The organism is Variovorax sp. MHTC-1, from assembly GCF_003984645.1.
In the GTDB taxonomy this organism is placed as follows: Bacteria; Pseudomonadota; Gammaproteobacteria; order Burkholderiales; family Burkholderiaceae_C; genus Variovorax.
Map to the genome: position 1 here is coordinate 120,960 of NZ_RWKI01000002.1, position 16,121 is coordinate 137,080.

The 16,121-nt window shown below is 67.3% G+C and carries 15 protein-coding genes; 11 read left to right on the forward strand and 4 right to left on the reverse strand.

Features of this window, described 5'->3' with window-relative positions; all coding sequences use genetic code 11:
* Positions 1 to 3: 3 nt before the first annotated feature.
* Entirely contained in the window at positions 4 to 936 is a 933-nt protein-coding gene (locus EJI01_RS03910; RefSeq protein ID WP_126835812.1) for a LysR substrate-binding domain-containing protein, read from the reverse strand.
* Positions 937 to 1,018: 82 nt separating this feature from the next.
* Between EJI01_RS03910 and EJI01_RS03915 the strand changes: the two genes are divergently transcribed.
* The 8 genes from EJI01_RS03915 (at position 1,019) to EJI01_RS03950 (ending at position 6,869) form a co-directional block, all read left to right on the forward strand.
* Entirely contained in the window at positions 1,019 to 1,330 is a 312-nt protein-coding gene (locus tag EJI01_RS03915; RefSeq protein WP_126835813.1) for a DUF2917 domain-containing protein, read from the forward strand.
* 132 nt (positions 1,331 to 1,462) lie between these two features.
* Positions 1,463 to 2,641 (forward strand): acetyl-CoA C-acetyltransferase, encoded by a 1,179-nt coding sequence (locus EJI01_RS03920; protein WP_126835814.1) that lies wholly within the window; start codon positions 1,463 to 1,465, stop codon positions 2,639 to 2,641.
* Positions 2,641 to 3,441, forward strand: a complete 801-nt coding sequence (locus tag EJI01_RS03925; RefSeq protein ID WP_126835815.1) for an enoyl-CoA hydratase-related protein — start codon at positions 2,641 to 2,643, stop codon at positions 3,439 to 3,441. The genes EJI01_RS03920 and EJI01_RS03925 overlap by 1 nt, the downstream gene beginning before the upstream one ends.
* Complete coding sequence (locus EJI01_RS03930; protein ID WP_126835816.1) at positions 3,438 to 4,601, forward strand: acyl-CoA dehydrogenase family protein; 1,164 nt, start codon at positions 3,438 to 3,440, stop codon at positions 4,599 to 4,601. The genes EJI01_RS03925 and EJI01_RS03930 overlap by 4 nt, the downstream gene beginning before the upstream one ends.
* Positions 4,602 to 4,648: 47 nt before the next feature.
* The gene (locus EJI01_RS03935; protein WP_126835817.1) at positions 4,649 to 4,951 is read left to right on the forward strand and encodes a type II toxin-antitoxin system HigB family toxin; all 303 of its coding nucleotides are present in this window, start codon (positions 4,649 to 4,651) and stop codon (positions 4,949 to 4,951) included.
* A 3-nt stretch (positions 4,952 to 4,954) separates the two neighbouring features.
* Positions 4,955 to 5,344, forward strand: a complete 390-nt coding sequence (locus EJI01_RS03940) for a type II toxin-antitoxin system HigA family antitoxin (protein ID WP_126835818.1) — start codon at positions 4,955 to 4,957, stop codon at positions 5,342 to 5,344.
* Between the two features lie 11 nt (positions 5,345 to 5,355).
* Complete coding sequence (locus EJI01_RS03945) at positions 5,356 to 6,612, forward strand: 6-phosphofructokinase (RefSeq protein ID WP_126835819.1); 1,257 nt, start codon at positions 5,356 to 5,358, stop codon at positions 6,610 to 6,612.
* A complete protein-coding gene (locus EJI01_RS03950; protein ID WP_126835820.1) occupies positions 6,609 to 6,869 on the forward strand; it encodes a cysteine-rich CWC family protein in 261 nt (86 codons plus the stop codon). Before EJI01_RS03945 ends, EJI01_RS03950 begins: the two co-directional genes overlap by 4 nt.
* Here EJI01_RS03950 and EJI01_RS03955 read toward each other — a convergent pair.
* Entirely contained in the window at positions 6,808 to 8,094 is a 1,287-nt protein-coding gene (locus tag EJI01_RS03955) for a putative zinc-binding metallopeptidase (RefSeq protein ID WP_126835821.1), read from the reverse strand. The two genes, EJI01_RS03950 and EJI01_RS03955, sit on opposite strands and share 62 nt — an antisense overlap.
* A gap of 123 nt (positions 8,095 to 8,217) precedes the next feature.
* On the opposite strand from EJI01_RS03955, the gene EJI01_RS03960 reads away from it, so the two are divergent.
* The 3 genes from EJI01_RS03960 (at position 8,218) to EJI01_RS03970 (ending at position 12,862) form a co-directional block, all read left to right on the forward strand.
* Positions 8,218 to 9,660: an MFS transporter gene (locus EJI01_RS03960; protein ID WP_126835822.1), complete on the forward strand. Its 1,443-nt coding sequence runs from the start codon at positions 8,218 to 8,220 to the stop codon at positions 9,658 to 9,660.
* A 151-nt stretch (positions 9,661 to 9,811) separates the two neighbouring features.
* Positions 9,812 to 10,576 (forward strand): class II glutamine amidotransferase, encoded by a 765-nt coding sequence (locus EJI01_RS03965; RefSeq protein WP_126835823.1) that lies wholly within the window; start codon positions 9,812 to 9,814, stop codon positions 10,574 to 10,576.
* A gap of 87 nt (positions 10,577 to 10,663) precedes the next feature.
* Positions 10,664 to 12,862: a TonB-dependent receptor gene (locus EJI01_RS03970; protein ID WP_126835824.1), complete on the forward strand. Its 2,199-nt coding sequence runs from the start codon at positions 10,664 to 10,666 to the stop codon at positions 12,860 to 12,862.
* A gap of 6 nt (positions 12,863 to 12,868) precedes the next feature.
* Here the strand turns inward: EJI01_RS03970 and gshB are convergent, their stop codons facing one another.
* Positions 12,869 to 13,810, reverse strand: coding sequence for a glutathione synthase (gene gshB, locus EJI01_RS03975; protein ID WP_185878807.1), 942 nt, complete (start codon positions 13,808 to 13,810; stop codon positions 12,869 to 12,871).
* Positions 13,811 to 14,099: 289 nt separating this feature from the next.
* Entirely contained in the window at positions 14,100 to 15,968 is a 1,869-nt protein-coding gene (locus EJI01_RS03980; RefSeq protein ID WP_126835825.1) for a potassium transporter Kup, read from the reverse strand.
* Positions 15,969 to 16,121 lie beyond the last annotated feature (153 nt).

Consider the following 16,121-nt stretch of genomic DNA (forward strand, 5'->3'; position numbering starts at 1 on the left):
AGCTCAGGCGCGCTGCGCCGCCTCGGCCTCGGCGCGCAGCCAGCGCACGAAGTCCTGCGCGTCGGCATTGCCGGCCGCGCGGCGCGAGCTCTCGACGAAGTAGGCGCGCCGCGAGGCCGCGCCTTCGCTGAAGGGCGCCACCAGCTGTCCGCTCTGCACCAGCTCGCGCAAGAGCGGCAGACGGCCGATCACCACACCCTGCCCCGCCACGGCGGCTGCCACCGCGTCGGTGTACTGGGTGAAGCGCATGGTGTTCTTCATGCGCAGTTCGGTGAGTCCCATCACCTCGAACCAGGGCTCCCAGTCGACCGTGGGTGCCTCGCTGTGCTTCGGCATCTCGATGGTCAGCAGGGTCTGGTCGGCCAGATCGCCCGGCACGCGCAGCAGGGCGGCCACCCGCGGCGCGCACAGCGGCATGACCGACTCCACGAACAGCGCCGGCCCGGTGCCGCGCTCGATCGGCACGAAGCGCACCGCCAGGTCGAGGCGGCTGCGCTCGAGGTCGAGCACCTCGAGCGTGGCCGAGAGGCGCACGTCGACCAGCGGATGATCGGCCGTGAAGCGCGCCAGCCGCGGGATGAGCCAGAAGGACGCGAAGCCCGGCGTGCAGGTAATCGCGACCTGGCGCGGCGTCGGCACGGCGCGCAGGCGCGCGGTGGCGTCGCGCAGCCGCTCCAGGCTTTCGACCACCGCGCGCTGCAATACGCCGCCGGCTTCGGTCAGCGCCAGCGCGCGATGGCGGCGCTCGAACAGCAGCACGCCGAGACTGGCTTCCAGCTGCTGGATCTGCCGGCTGACGGCCGACTGGGTAAGAAAGAGCTCGCCGGCCGCCTGGGTGAAGCTCAGCGTGCGCGCCGCCGCCTCGAAGCTGCGCAGCAGCTCCAGGGGCGGCAGGTCGGCCGCGGCGGAAAAGAGTTTCGCATTCTCTACACGCATGCAACGAGTTCCTTATGACCGTGTGAATTATGCGGACTCGACCACTATATTCATTCTCATACCGAATGCAAAGGAGTTCGCCATGACAACCCAGACCAGCCGCTTCCACCTGAGCCTGGCGAAGCGCACCATCTTCACCCTGCCCGACGCGGCCGGCGTCGGCATCGAGTGCCGCAGCGGCACCGTCTGGGTCACGCTCGACAACGATCCGCGCGATGTGGTGCTGGAGGCCGGCGAGCGCTTCGAAGGCGATTCGCACCGGCGCATGCTGGTGTCGGCGCTGGAGCCGTCGTGCATCACGGTCTTCGGCTCGCGGCCGGCGGCGTTGCCGGTGCATGCTCGCGACCAGCGGTCGCCTTGGCGACTCCGGTCCCACGGGATGTCCCCGGCTTGACCACCGGGGCCCGGGCGTAGAACCATCGATGTTCGTGGCCCTGGATGCACCGATGCACGCCGTCCCTCGGGACGGCGTTTTGCTTGGCGGCGCCGGCCATCGACTTTCTTCTTCTCCGAACAAGGGATTCACATGGCAGAGGCATACATCGTCGCCGCCGCACGCACCGCAGGCGGCCGCCGCGGCGGCAAGCTCGCGGGCTGGCATCCGGCGGACCTGGCGGCGCAGGTGATCGACGCGCTGGTGGCGAAAAGCGGCATCGATCCGGCCGCGGTGGAAGACGTGATCCTCGGCTGCGTGAGCCAGGTTGGCGAGCAGGCGACCAATATCGCGCGCAACGCAGTGCTGGCCTCCACGCTGCCCGAATCGGTGCCGGGCACCTCGGTCGACCGCCAATGCGGCTCCTCGCAGCAGGCGCTGCACTTCGCGGCGCAGGCCGTGATGTCGGGCAGCATGGACGCGGTGATTGCAGGCGGCGTCGAAAGCATGACGCGGGTGCCGATGTTCACCCCCAACGCGCTGCCGGCCAAGGCGGGGCTCGGCACCTACATGAGCCCCGGGATGCAGCGACGCTATCCCGGCGTGGAGTTCAGCCAGTTCGTCGGCGCCGAGATGATCGCGAAGAACTATGGGATCGAGAAGGAAACGCTCGACCGCTATGCGCTGGAAAGCCACAAGCGCGCCATCGCCGCGACGCGCGAAGGCCTGTTCAAGGACGAGATCCTGCCGGTCGAGATCCGGCAGACCGACGGCTCCGCCTCGGGCGAGATGCACACGATCGACGAAGGCATCCGCTTCGATGCCACGCTGGAAGGCATCGCGGGCGTGAAGCTGATCGCCGAAGGCGGGCGCTGCACCGCCGCCACGGCGAGCCAGATCTGCGACGGCGCGAGCGGGCTGCTGGTGGTCAACGAGCGCGGCCTGAAAGCGCTGGGCGTGAAGCCGCTGGCGCGCATCCACCACATGAGCGTGCTGGGCCACGACCCGGTGATCATGCTCGAGGCGCCGATTCCCGCGACCGCGCGGGCGCTCAAGAAGGCCGGCATGAAGATCGAGGACATCGACCTCTACGAAGTCAACGAAGCCTTCGCGCCGGTGCCGCTGGCCTGGCTGCAGACGCTGGGTGCCGACCCGGCGAAGCTCAATGTCCACGGCGGCGCGATCGCGCTCGGCCACCCGCTGGGCGCCTCGGGCACCAAGCTTATGGCCACGCTGATCCATGCGCTCGGGCAGCGCGGCAAGCGCTACGGGCTGCAGACCATGTGCGAGGGCGGCGGGATGGCCAACGTGACGATCATCGAAAGACTCTGATGCCGGCCGTTCTCTGGGATCTTGAAAACAGCGTCGCGACGCTGACGCTGAACCTTCCGCACAAGCTCAACCCGATCGCGCTCGACCTCCAGCACGAACTGCGCGAAGCCTTCGCCCGCGTGCGCGAGGACCGCAGCGTGCGCGCCGTGGTGCTCACCGGCGCCGGCAAGGCCTTCTGCGTGGGCGCGGACCTGAGCGCGATGCGCCCGCCCGATGCCGGCGAGACGCTCGGCGACCAGACGGCAAAGTGGATGCAATCGGTCAGCAATCCGCTGATCGAGGAGATGCGCGCGCTGCCGGTGCCGGTGGTGTGCGCGGTCAACGGCGCCGCGGCGGGCGCCGGCGTCGGCCTCGCGCTCGCGGGCGACGTGACCCTGGCGGCGAAGAGCGCCTACTTCTACCTCTCCTTCTTGCCCAAGCTGGGCATCGTGCCGGACCTGGGCTGCACCTGGTTCATCCCGCGCCTCGTCGGCCCGGCGCGCGCGATGGGCATGAGCCTGCTCGACGAGCGGCTTACAGCGGAACGCGCGGCGCAGTGGGGCCTGATCTGGGCCTGCGTCGAAGACCATCTCCTGCTGCTCGAAGCGCGGCAAATCGCCGAGCGCCTGGCGCGCCTGCCCGCGCATGCCGTGCTCGAGGCGCGCACGGCCTTCGAGGCCTCTGCGCGGCACACGCTGCCGGAGCAGCTGCATTACGAAAGCGAGCGCCAGCGCGAACTGCTGAACCGGCCCGAATTCGGCGAAGGCGTGAGCGCTTTCCTGCAGAAACGTGCACCGGTCTTCGCGGGGCGAAAGTCATGATCGAACGCACGCTCTTCGGCCCCGACCACGAGGCCTTCCGCGACAGCTTCCGCCGCTTCATGGACAAGGAGATCGCGCCCTTCCACGAGGCCTGGGAAGAGCAGGGCTACGTTGCGCGCGAGGTCTGGAACAAGGCCGGCGCGAACGGCTTTCTCTGCATGGCACTGCCCGAGGAATATGGCGGCGCGGGCGCCGACCTGCTCTATTCGGTGATCCAGTTCGAGGAGCTCTGGGCGCACGGCTTCACCGGCATCGGCTTCGGGCTGCACAGCGAGATCGTGGCGCCCTACCTCCTGCGCTACGGCACCGAGGCGCAGAAGAAGAACTACCTGCCGAAGCTCGCAAGCGGCGAGATGATCGGCGCCATTGCGATGAGCGAACCGGCCGCCGGCAGCGACCTGCAGGCCGTGCGCACCACCGCGCTGAAGCAGCACGACGGCACCTACCTGATGAACGGCAGCAAGACCTTCATCACCAACGGCTGGCATGCCGACCTCGTGATCGTGGTCGCCAAGACCGATCCGGCAGGCGGGGCCAGGGGCACCAGCCTGTTCCTGGTGGAGCGCGGCATGCCAGGCTTCGAAAAAGGCCAGCGCCTCAAGAAGCTGGGCCTGAAGGCGCAGGACACCTCGGAGCTCTTCTTCAACGATGTGCGCCTCCCGGCCGAGGCGCTGCTCGGCGGCGCGGCGGAGGAGAACCGCGGCTTCGTGTGCCTGATGGAGCAGCTGCCGTGGGAGCGGCTGCAGATCGCGATCAGCGCGGTGGCCGCCGCGCAGGCCGCGATCGACCATACCGTGGCCTACGTGAAGGAGCGCAAGGTCTTCGGCCAGCCCGTGGCGGCCTACCAGAACACGCGCTATACGCTGGCCGAGCTGCAGACCGAGGTGCAGGTGGCACAGGTCTTCGTCGACAAATGCATCGAGCTGCTGATGCAGGACAAGCTCGACACCGCCACCGCGAGCATGGCCAAGTACTGGACCACCGACCTGCAGTGCAAGGTGATGGACGAGTGCGTGCAATTGCATGGCGGCTACGGCTACATGTGGGAGTACCCGGTGACGCGCGCCTACGCCGACGCGCGGGTGCAGCGCATCTATGGCGGCACCAACGAGATCATGAAAGAGGTGATCACGCGGGCGATGGGCTTGCCGGGGCGCTGAGGGGAAGCGCTTGTTTTGGTCCCAATCTGGGACTAAACTTCACCGCGATGCGGATCATCTCGGTGAAGTACTTGAGGGACTTTTGGGTGCGCCACCCCGACTCGGAACAGCCGTTGAAGGCTTGGCATGAAGAGGCCAAGGCAGCAGTTTGGAAGACACCGCAGGACATCAAGGACCGCTATCGCAGCGCCAGCTTTGTTGGAAGCAACCGGGTCGTTTTCAACATCAAGGGCAACGAGTACCGACTCATCGCTGCCATCGCCTACAGATACGAGGCCGTTTACCTCAAGTTCATCGGCACGCATTCGGAATATGACCGAGTCGATGCCCAAACTGTTGAAGTGGAGTAGTTCATGGACATCCGACCCATCCGAACCGAAGCTGACTACAAGGCTGCCCTGAAGGCGGTGTCGCCGTACTTCGATCAGGAGCCGGCGCCAGACACGGAAGACGCCGATCGCTTCGAAGTGCTGCTGGCATTGATCCAGGCCTACGAATCGAAAAATCACCCGATCGACCCGCCGGATGCGATCGAGGCGATCAAGTTTCGAATGGAGCAGCAGGGCCTCTCGGCGAAGGATCTCGAACCTTTTATCGGGCAGTTGAATCGCGTGTATGAAGTCCTCAATCACAAACGTCCCCTGACCTTGAGGATGATTCGTCGAATCCACAAGGGGCTCGGCATTCCAGCTGAGGTATTGATCCAGACCGAGAACGACGACAAGTTCTCGCTTGCCGCATAGGAGCCCGCGTCATGCCCACCAATGCCTTCTACGCCCAGTCCGGCGGCGTCACTTCGGTCATCAACGCCTCGGCCTGCGGCGTGATCGAAACGGCGCGCCGGCACGCCGACCGCATCGGCACCGTCTACGCCGGCCGCAACGGCATCCTCGGTGCGCTCGCCGAGGAGCTGATCGACACCAGCCTGGAGTCGGCCGAAGCGATCGCGGCGCTGCGCTCCACGCCAGCGGGTGCCTTCGGCTCCTGCCGCTACAAGCTCAAGTCGCTGGAGAAGAACCGGCGCGAATACGAGCGCCTGATCGAGGTCTTCAAGGCGCACGGCATCGGCTACTTCTTCTACAACGGCGGCGGCGACTCGGCCGACACCTGCTTCAAGGTGAGCCAGCTGTCGCAGTCGCTCGGCTATCCGCTGCAGGCGATCCACGTGCCCAAGACCATCGACAACGATCTGCCGCTCACCGACTGCTGCCCGGGCTTCGGCTCGGTCGCGAAGTACGTGGCGGTGTCCACGCTGGAGGCCTCGCTGGACGTGCGTTCGATGGCCGCCACCTCCACCAAGGTGTTCGTGCTCGAGGTGATGGGGCGGCATGCGGGCTGGATCGCGGCGGCCGGCGGCCTGGCCGCGGACCACGGCATTCCGGTCGTGATCCTGTTCCCCGAGATTCCCTTCGACCAGCCGGCCTTCCTGGCGCGCGTCGATGCGCTGGTCAAGCACCATGGCTACTGCACGGTGGTGGTGTCTGAAGGCTGCCATCACCCCGACGGCACCTTCCTCGCCGAGCAGGGCACGAAGGACGCTTTCGGCCATGCGCAGCTCGGCGGCGCGGCACCTGTGGTGGCGCAGATGGTCAAGGAGGCGCTGGACTACAAGTTCCACTGGGCGGTGGCCGACTACCTGCAGCGCTCGGCGCGCCACATCGCCTCGGCCACCGACGTGCGGCAGGCCTACGAGCTCGGACAGCGCGCGGTCGAGCTCGCACTCGAAGGCAAGAACTCGGTGATGCCGACGATCGATCGGACCTCCGACTCGCCCTACGCCTGGCGCATCGGGAGCGCGCCGCTCGACCAGGTGGCCAACGCCGAGAAGTTCATGCCGCGCGACTACATCTCCGCCGACGGCTATGGCATCACCGACAAGTGCCGCGCCTACCTGCTGCCGCTGATCCAGGGCGAGGACTATCCGAGCTACCGCGACGGGCTGCCGGTCTACGTGACGCTGCAGAACCACGTGGTGCCCAAGAAGCTTGCGCCCTTCGAGATCGCCAAATGAAGACAGCAGTTGCACGGCTCGAGCCTTCGCGTTGCCCGCTGTGCGGCGAGGCGAACCGCTGTGCGATGGAGATCGAGCGCGAGACCGGGCGGGCGCAGCCGCCCTGCTGGTGCATGCAGGCCGACTTCGACCGCGCCGTGCTCGCGCGCGTCCCTGCAGAGATGCGCGGCCTCGCCTGCATCTGCGCGCGCTGCGCTACTGCTGCTGTTGTTGCGACTGCTGCCGATCCTGCTCCTGCGCCGGCGGTTCAGGATTGACGGCCGCCGGCGGCTGCCGGTTGCGCTCCCGCTGCTCTGCGATCAGCGCGTGGATGAACTGCAGCTTGCCCACGGCCGCATGCGGCAGCACGAAGGGGTAGTAGTCGGGCTGGCCCATGCTGCGCGACAGCTCGTTGAGCACATTGGTGAGGCGCAACCAGCCGTTGAGGAAGTCCAGGAAATTGGCCGCCCCCGGATGTTCGGGCTGCCAGAGATCCGAGAGCTCGAACAGGTCGCTCGTGAGTTCGACGTTCTGCGCGTCGACGCCGAAGCTCTTCGCCGTGTCCGCCGTGTCGGCCATGTGCAGATAGTGAGCCCAGGTTTCCGCCCAGTCCTCCCACGGATGCGCGCTCGCGTAGCTCGTGACGTAGCGGTTCGCCCAGTCGGGCGGCGGGCCGGCCTCGTAGTGGTTGCGCAGCGCCGTCGCGTAGTCGGCGCGCTCGTCGCCGAAGAGCTCGCGGAAGCTCTCGAGCCACGGCGTCGGGAAGACCAGCAGATCCCAGTAGTAGTGGCCGATCTCGTGGCGGAAGTGGCCGACCAGGGTGCGATAGGGCTCGCGCATCTCGGCGCGGATGCGCTCGCGCACCGCGTCTTCCGCCTCTTCGGCGTTGAGCGTGATCACGCCCATTTCGTGGCCGGTCATCACGTGGGGGCCGCCCGGCATGTTGCCGAGAAAGTCGAAGGCCAGTCCGTGCCCCGGATCGCTCAGGCGCGTGACGACCGGCAGGCCCAGCGCCAGCAGCTGCGAGATCAGCCGGCGCTTGGCCAGCTCGAGCTTGCGCCACAGCTCGCCGTTGCTCTCGATCGACAGGTCGGGGATGGTGCGCGTGACGCTGCATGAGAGGCAAAGACCCGGCACCAGGCCGTCGGTATTGAAGGCCGGGTCGTCGCCCTCGCGCGGCGCCGGCACCATCCAGTTGCAGGCCGCCGGAGTCATCAGGTTGTCGCAGCGGCGATAAGCCTTGCCCTTCGCATCGCCGAAGAGGGTGAAAGTATCGGGCTCGGCGCCGTCGAAGGTCGCGGGTGCGAGCGGCACCACGCCGAGGCTTTCGATCACGTAGCCGAGCGGCGTACGGCAGGCCAGGCACTGGCTGTTGCGCAGGAACACGGGGCGGCCGCACTGGCACTGGTAGGCGCGGGTGACGGTCGGCGCCTGGAGTTCGGCCGCGAGCGAGGGCGAGGCTTCGACTGCGGGGACGCCGTCATCGGGTGTGGAGGGTTCCATGGCTCTCTGTTGTTTTCGACTTCGGGCGGGCAGCCGAGCCATTGTGAAGGGTCGCTCGCGCGCAAGACGGGCGCTCAAACACCGATATCCTTGTAGGACGGCCCGAACAGGCCACCGACCTCGATGACCTCGACGCTCCCGCCGCAATCCCTCAGCAGCCGCTACGGCGCCCGCTACCGCTGGCTTCTGCTCTTTTCCGTGATGGTGGGCGTCATGGCCTCGATCATGTCCTCGACCATCGTCAACGTGGCGATCCCGGGCATGAGCCACCACTTCGCGCTGGGGCAGGAACGCGCGCAGTGGGTCAGCTCGGGCTTCATGGTAGCGATGACGGTGTCGATGCTGACCACGCCCTGGCTCCTCGCACGCTACGGCTATCGCCGCACCTATGTCGGCACCATGGTGCTGCTGCTCGCAGGCGGCGTCGCGGGCGGGCTGGCCAATCAGTTCCCGCTGGTGCTGGCCGCGCGCGTCGCCGAAGGCCTCGCAGCCGGCGTGGTGCAGCCGATCCCGGCCATCATCATCCTGCGCGCCTTCGAGCCTCACGAACAGGGCCGCGCGAGCGGCATCTTCGGCATGGGCGTGGTGCTGGCGCCGGCCATCGGCCCCAGCATCGGCGGCGTGCTGGTCGACCTGTTCGGCTGGCGCTCGATCTTCTTCATGGTGGTGCCCTTCTGCATCGCCTCGATCTGGCTGGCCTACAAGTTCGTGCCGACCACGGCGCCCGGCGGCGTGGCGGCGGCGCGCAGCGGCGGGCTCGATTGGCGCGGGCTCGCACTGGGCACCGCCGGCACCCTGTGCCTGTTGAACGGCCTGGTCGAGCTGCGCGGCGATGCGCCGCTGAAGGCCGCGGCGCTGCTCGTCGGCGCGATCGTGGCCTTCGGCGCCTTCATCGGCTGGCAGAAGCGGCTCGCGGCCGCGGGCGGCTCGCCGCTGATGAACCTGGCGCTGTTCCAGTACCGGCAGTTCGCGATGGGCAGCGTGGTCGCCTTCATCTACGGCACGGCGCTGTTCGGTTCGACCTACCTGCTGCCGGTCTACATGCAGGTCGGGCTGCACCTGTCGGCGTCGCACGTCGGCACCATCCTGCTGCCGGCCGGCATCGTGCTCGCCTTCACCATCGCCGTCGTCGGGCGCCTCGCCGATCGTCAGCCGACCTGGCTGCTGGTGAGCATCGGGCTCGCGCTGCTGGCCGCTTCCTTCGCGCTGATGCTGGTGCTGCGGCTCGACAGCGCGCTCTGGCTGCTGGTGGCCTTCGCGATCATCGGCCGCGTCGGGCTGGGCTTCATCCTGCCTTCGCTCAACCTTGGCTCGATGCGCCCGCTCGCCAAGCCGCTGATTCCGCAGGGCGCGAGCGCGATCAACTTCCTGCGCATGCTGGGCGGCGCCGCCGGCGTGAGCCTGTGCGCGATCGTGCTCGAGTGGCGGCTGGCCGCGCATGGCGATTCGCTGGTCAACCCGGCCACTAGCCCGGCGCGGCTGGCGGCCTTCGACGAAGTGTTCGCGATGCTGGCCGGCCTGTGCGCGCTGGCGATCTGCGCGGCCTGGCAATTGCGCGAAAAATAGCTCTCCCCCAGGCTTCGCGCACTTCGTGTCGCTACGCCAACCCCCTCACCGGGGGCAACACCAGCGACCCGGCAAGCCGGTCCCGCGGTGTTCCTGGAATGTGCTCGACGCCGTGGGCGGAATGAGCAACGCACTGCAGTCTAATAAGGACATGTGCCAACTGCTCGGAATGAACTGCAACACGCCGACCGACGTGACATTCAGCTTCACGGGCTTCGCGCAGCGCGGCGGGCGCACCGACCACCATGCCGACGGCTGGGGCATCGCCTTCTTCGAGGACCGCGGCCTCAGGCATTTCGTCGATCACCAGCCGGCCTGCGAGTCGCCGGTGGCCGAGCTGATCCGGCGCTATCCGATCCAGAGCCGCAACGTCATCGCACACATCCGCAAGGCCACGCAGGGCGCGGTGAACCTGCAGAACTGCCACCCCTTCGTACGCGAGCTGTGGGGCCGCTACTGGGTGTTCGCGCATAACGGCGACCTGAAGGACTTCAGGCCGCGGCTGCACGGCAACTTTCATCCCGTCGGCAACACCGACAGCGAGCACGCCTTCTGCTGGATCATGCAGGAGATGGCCAAGTCGCATGCCGGCGTGCCGAGCATCGAGGAGCTGACGCTCACGCTGCGCGAGCTGGCGCCGCGCTTCGCGCGCCACGGCACCTTCAATTTCATGTTGTCGAACGGGCAGGCGCTCTGGTCGCACGCCTCGACCCACCTCTGGTACATCGAACGGCGCCACCCGTTCGTGACGGCGGAGCTCTCGGACGAAGACCTGAGCATCGACTTCGCGCAGCACACCACGCCGAACGACCGCGTCGCGGTGGTGGTGACGTCACCGCTCACCACCAACGAGACCTGGACCGCCTTCGCGCCCAACGAGCTCTCGGTGTTTGTCGACGGCCGGCGCGCCGGCTGACCGCGAACGCCGCGCGGAAAGCGGCCCGATATATGCATACGCATAGATAATAACGGTTCTCATTTGCACCTTTATTCTCAATACGTCATGTCTTCCGCCCGTTTTCCCCTGCGTCCCATCGTCCTGGCCACCACGCTCGCGCTGCAGGCGCTGGGTGCGGCGGCACAGACGCCTTCTCCGACCGAGGCCGCCGGAACCTTGCCCGCGGTGAAGGTCGAAGCCAGCGCCGATGCCTCGGCCGAGGGTCTGACCAAGCCCTATGCAGGCGGCCAGGTGGCGCGCGGCGGGCGCGTGGGGATCCTGGGCAATCAGGACATCATGAACACGCCGTTTTTGACGAACAGCTACACCACCGAGCTGATCCAGGACCAGCAGGCACAGAGCGTGGCGGACGTCCTGCTCAACAATCCGTCGGTGCGCACCGCGCGCAGCTTCGGCAACTTCCAGGAGCTCTATGTGATCCGCGGCTTCCCGGTTTACTCGGACGACGTGGGCTACAACGGGCTCTACGGCATGCTGCCGCGCCAGTACATCGCCTCCGAGTTCTTCGAGCGCGTCGAGGTCTTCCATGGCGCGAACACCTTCGTCAACGGCGCCGGGCCGGCGGGCAGCAACCTCGGCGGCGCGATCAACCTGCTGCCGAAGCGCGCGCCCAACGAGCCGCTCAACCGCGTCGGCTTCGGCGTCCAGACCGGCGGCCAGGCCTCGCTCACGGCGGATTTCGCCCGCCGCTTCGGGCCCGACCAGAGCACCGGCATCCGCGTGATCGCCGCGCGGCGCGACGGCGGCACCGGCGTCGACAACGAGAAGCGCGAGCTCAGTGCGCTCGGCGTCGGCCTGGACTGGCGCAGCCGCAGCGTTCGCTTCTCGGCCGACGTGGGCTACCAGGACCACGAGCTGCGCGAGGGCCGTCCGAGCGTCACGCCCGCGGCCAATTTGCCGATCCCGCGCCCGCCGTCGGCCGACGCCAACTTCGCCCAGTCCTGGACTTATTCGCGCGAGCGCGACACCTTCGGCACCGTGCGCAGCGAGTTCGACCTCAGCGACAACGTAACGGCTTGGGCCGCCGCGGGCGTGCGGCGCAGCACCGAGTCGAACTCGCTGTCGAACCCGGCCGTGACCAGCATCTTCGGCGACACGCAGGCCTCGCGCTTCGACAACGAGCGCAAGGACCGCGTGACCACGGGCGAGGTGGGCGTCCGCGCCAGGTTCAACACCGGCAGCGTCGGCCACACCGTGAGCGCATCGGCCGCGACGCTGGACAACGCGCGGCGCAACGCCTACGGCGTCTCGGGCACCACCGTGCTGAGCAACCTTTACTTTCCGATCGACCGCGTGCCCCCGCTTGCCACCGTGTTCACCGGCGGCGCGCTCCGCAACCCGCTCGTGACCGATGAAGTCAAGACCAAGAGCATCGCAGTGGCGGACACCATGTCTTTCGCGGACGACCGCGTGCTGCTGACCGTCGGCGCGCGCCGCCAATCGATCGAGCAGAACAGCTTCGACTACGACACCGGCGCCTTCACAAGCGGCTACGACCAGGCCAAGACCACGCCGGTCGCGGGCATCGTGTTCAAGCCCAGTGCGCAGATCTCGCTGTATGCCAACTACATCGAGGGATTGATCAAGGGCGACACCGCGCCCATCGTCGTGAGCGGCCGGCCGGTCACCAACGGCGGCCAGACATTCCCGCCCTTCGCCGCCAAGCAAAAGGAGATCGGCGCCAAGTACGACGGCGGCAACTTCGGCGCCAACCTGGCCTTCTTCACCACCGACCAGCCTTCGTACTTCGTGCAGAACGACACCTTCGGCCCGTACGGCAAGCAGCGCAACCGCGGCATCGAGCTCTCGCTGTTCGGCGAGCCGGCCAAGGGCCTGCGCGTGCTCGGCGGCCTGACCCTGCTCGATGCCACACAACGCCGCACGCCCGGCGGCGTGACCGATGGCAACGACGCGATCGGCGTGCCGAAGCAGCAGTTCAACCTCGGCATGGACTGGGACGTGCCGGGCGTGCGCGGCCTCGCGCTCAATGCCCGCGTGGTGCATACCTCGAAGCAGTACGCCGACGCAGCCAACACGCTCGAAGTGCCGGGCTGGACGCGCTTCGACGCCGGCGCGCGCTACCTCATGGACATCGGCAGCGGCCGCATGCTGACCTTGCGTGCGCGCATCGACAACCTGTTCAACAAGTCGTACTGGGCCTCGGTGGGCGGCTATCCGGGCACCAACTACCTCGTGCAGGGCGCGCCGCGCACGCTGGTGGTGAGCGGCACGATCGATTTCTGAAGCGAGCTACCGCAGATACGCCTCCAGCGCATCGATGAACATCGCCGGCACGTCGAAGCCGGTCTGTTCGGTGATCTCCTGGAAGCAGGTCGGGCTGGTCACGTTGATCTCGGTCAGCGAGCCGCCGATCACGTCGAGGCCGATCAGCAGCAGGCCGCGTTCGTTCAGCACCGGGCCGATGGCTTCGGCGATGCGCCGGTCCTGGTCGGTCAGCGGCTGCGCCACGCCCTTGCCGCCGGCCGCGAGGTTGCCGCGCACCTCGCTGCCCTGCGGAATGCGCGCCAGGCTGTGCGGCACGGGCTGGCCGCCGATCACGAGGATGCGCTTGTCGCCCTGCGCGATCTCCGGCACGAAGCGCTGCACCATGATGGTTTCGGCGCCGTTCTTGTTGAGCGTCTCGACGATCGAGCCGAGGTTCAGCCCGTCGGCCTTGACGCGGAAGATGCCCATGCCGCCCATGCCGTCGAGCGGCTTCAGGATGATGTCCTGGTGCTCGGCATGGAAGGCGCGCACCGCGGCCGCGTCGCGCGTGACCAGCGTGGGCGTCGTGTACTCCGCGAACTCCATGATCGCGAGCTTCTCGGGATGGTCGCGCAGCGCGCGCGGCCGGTTGATCACGCGCGCGCCTTCGCGCTCGGCCTGCTCGAGCAGGTGGGTGGCGTAGATGTACTCGGCGTCGAAGGGCGGGTCCTTGCGCATCAGCACGACGTCGAAAACATGCAGCGGGCGCTCGATCACCGCCTCTTCGCGGAACCATGCCTGCTCGCCGGTCAGCACGATCTCGCGCACCCTGGCGCTGACGGGGCGCCCGCGCTGCCAGTTGAGATCCTGCGGCACGCAGGCCGACAGCGTGTAGCCGCGGCGCTGCGCCTCGCGCATCATCGAGAAGGTGGTGTCCTTGTAGATCTTGAACTGCTCGAGCGGGTCAGCGATGAAAAGGATGTGCATCAGGATTCTTTCCGGGGATCGATGAGGAAGGGGCGGCGTCGAAGCAGAAGCGGAAGTAGAAGCGGCCCGTACGTCTTGCTTGATCTTGCAGGCAGGTGCGATGTCCTTGCCGGCGAAGGGTTTGCCTCGAGCCCGAAGCCCACCAGCATCAAGCACCGCATTCTGCGATTGTGCCGGGAGGCTCGTTGCTTGGCCCGATGCCGCGCAACCGCGGCCGGCGAAGCCAGGCCCGTTCGGGAAACACCGCGGGACAGGCCGAGCACACGAAGTGGGCAAGCCTGGGGGAGAGCTAAATCTCGATCTTCGAGCCCAGCTCCACCACCGCGTTGTTCGGCAGCCCGAGGAAGCCCGCCGCTCCGCTCGCGCTGTGGTGCATCTGCGCGAAGAGCTTCTCGCGCCACGGCGCCATGCCGCTGCTGAGCGTGGGGATCACCACGTCGCGCGAGAGGAAGTAGCTGGTCGTCATCGGCTCGAGCTGGCAGCCGCGCAGGCGCGCATGCTCCAGCGCGCGCGGCAGGTCGACGTCGTTCTTGAAGCCGTAGTGCACCACCACCTGCCAGCAGTGATGGCCGAGCGGCTCCATCTCGATGCGCTTGTCCATCGAGATCCAGGGCACTTCGTGGTTGCGCACGGTGACGAACAGGTTCTGCTCGTGCATCACCTTGTTGTGCTTGAGGTTGTGCAGAAGCGCGTTGGGCACCACGCCCGGCTCCGCGGTCATGAACACCGCCGTGCCGCCGACGCGCGCCGGCGGGTTGACGAACACCGAATCCAGGAAACCGCGCAGGTCGATGGCCTCGGCCAGCTGCATCTGGCCCATGAGGCGCCGGCCCTCCTTCCAGGTCAGCATCAGCATGAAGACGGACCCGCCGATCAGCAGCGGGAACCAGCCGCCTTCGAACAGCTTCAGCAGGTTGGAGGCGAAGAACAGGAAGTCGACCACGAAGAAGGCGCCGGTCGCGGCGATGCACAGCGCCAACGGGTACTTCCATGCATAGCGGATCACGAAGAAGGTCAGCACCGTGGTGATCAGCATGTCGGTGGTCACGGCAATGCCGTAGGCCGCGGCCAGGTTGCTCGACGAGCGGAACATGACCACCGCCAGCACGATCGCAACGAACAGCCCCCAGTTGACGAACGGAATATAGATCTGGCCCGCGGTGCGCACGCTGGTGTGCTCGATGTTCAATCGCGGCAGGTAGCCGAGCTGGATCACCTGCCGCGTGACGCTGAAGGCCCCGGTGATGAGCGCCTGCGACGCGATCACCGTGGCGGCGGTGGCGAGCAGCACCAGCGGGATCAGGGCCCATTCGGGCGCCATCATGTAGAAGGGATTCTTCACCGCCGACGGGTTCTCCAGCAGCAGCGCGCCCTGGCCGAAATAGTTGATCGTGAGCGCCGGCATCACGACCGAGAACCAGGCGATGCGGATCGGCCGCTTGCCGAAGTGGCCGAGGTCGGCGTAGAGCGCCTCGGCACCGGTCACGCACAGCACGGTCGCGCCGAGGATGATGAAGCTGGTGCCAGGGTTGTCCCACATGAAGCGCAGCGCGTAGTGCGGGCTCACGGCCTTGAGGATCTCGGGGTGAGAGACGATCTGCGACACGCCCAGCAGCGCGATCACGAAGAACCAAACCAGCGTGATCGGGCCGAAGTAGCGGCCGATGCCCGTGGTGCCGTGCTTCTGGAGCGCGAACAGGCAGAACAGCACGACCAGCGTGATCGGGATCACGTAGTGCTTGAAGTGCGGCGAAACCACCTCCAGGCCCTCGACCGCCGACAGCACCGAGATGGCCGGCGTGATGACGCCGTCGCCGTAGAAGAGCGAGGTGCCGAAGATGCCGACCACCAGCAGCACTTGGCGCAGGCGAGGCTTGTCGACCACGGCCTGCGAGGCCAGCGCCAGCATCGCGACCAGTCCGCCCTCGCCCTCGTTGTCGGCCCTCAGGACCAGCACCACATACTTGAGCGAGACGATCACCGTCAGCGTCCAGAAGAACATCGACAGGATGCCGTAGACGTTCTCGACCGTGAAGGGAACGTGGCCGTGGCCGAACACCTCCTTGACCGCATACAGAACGCTGGTGCCGATGTCGCCGTAGACGACACCGATGGCCGCAAGGATCAGCGCGGCTGAGGAGGATTTGGTGGGGGACACGGAGTCGATGAAAAAGGGTGTCCGGCGTGACGCTGCACGCCCGGGCGCCTGTGCGGCTGGGTGCAGCCGCCGCGTCGCCTTCCGCCCTCTTGTTGCGTTGCTGTGGGGTCGCTATTTTGCCGCCGCTGGAAGGCCCCGCAACACGTACTACGA

Excerpts from the sequence above, each read along its gene's own strand:
- EJI01_RS03935 (WP_126835817.1), top strand. The coding sequence starts at position 4,649 with ATGCGGATCATCTCGGTGAAGTACTTGAGGGACTTTTGGGTGCGCCAC.
- EJI01_RS03960 (WP_126835822.1), top strand. The coding sequence starts at position 8,218 with ATGACCTCGACGCTCCCGCCGCAATCCCTCAGCAGCCGCTACGGCGCC.
- EJI01_RS03950 (WP_126835820.1), top strand. The coding sequence starts at position 6,609 with ATGAAGACAGCAGTTGCACGGCTCGAGCCTTCGCGTTGCCCGCTGTGC.
- EJI01_RS03945 (WP_126835819.1), top strand. The coding sequence starts at position 5,356 with ATGCCCACCAATGCCTTCTACGCCCAGTCCGGCGGCGTCACTTCGGTC.
- EJI01_RS03925 (WP_126835815.1), top strand. The coding sequence starts at position 2,641 with ATGCCGGCCGTTCTCTGGGATCTTGAAAACAGCGTCGCGACGCTGACG.
- EJI01_RS03920 (WP_126835814.1), top strand. The coding sequence starts at position 1,463 with ATGGCAGAGGCATACATCGTCGCCGCCGCACGCACCGCAGGCGGCCGC.
- EJI01_RS03940 (WP_126835818.1), top strand. The coding sequence starts at position 4,955 with ATGGACATCCGACCCATCCGAACCGAAGCTGACTACAAGGCTGCCCTG.
- gshB (WP_185878807.1), bottom strand. The coding sequence starts at position 13,810 with ATGCACATCCTTTTCATCGCTGACCCGCTCGAGCAGTTCAAGATCTAC.
- EJI01_RS03965 (WP_126835823.1), top strand. The coding sequence starts at position 9,812 with ATGTGCCAACTGCTCGGAATGAACTGCAACACGCCGACCGACGTGACA.
- EJI01_RS03910 (WP_126835812.1), bottom strand. The coding sequence starts at position 936 with ATGCGTGTAGAGAATGCGAAACTCTTTTCCGCCGCGGCCGACCTGCCG.
- EJI01_RS03970 (WP_126835824.1), top strand. The coding sequence starts at position 10,664 with ATGTCTTCCGCCCGTTTTCCCCTGCGTCCCATCGTCCTGGCCACCACG.
- EJI01_RS03930 (WP_126835816.1), top strand. The coding sequence starts at position 3,438 with ATGATCGAACGCACGCTCTTCGGCCCCGACCACGAGGCCTTCCGCGAC.
- EJI01_RS03955 (WP_126835821.1), bottom strand. The coding sequence starts at position 8,094 with ATGGAACCCTCCACACCCGATGACGGCGTCCCCGCAGTCGAAGCCTCG.
- EJI01_RS03915 (WP_126835813.1), top strand. The coding sequence starts at position 1,019 with ATGACAACCCAGACCAGCCGCTTCCACCTGAGCCTGGCGAAGCGCACC.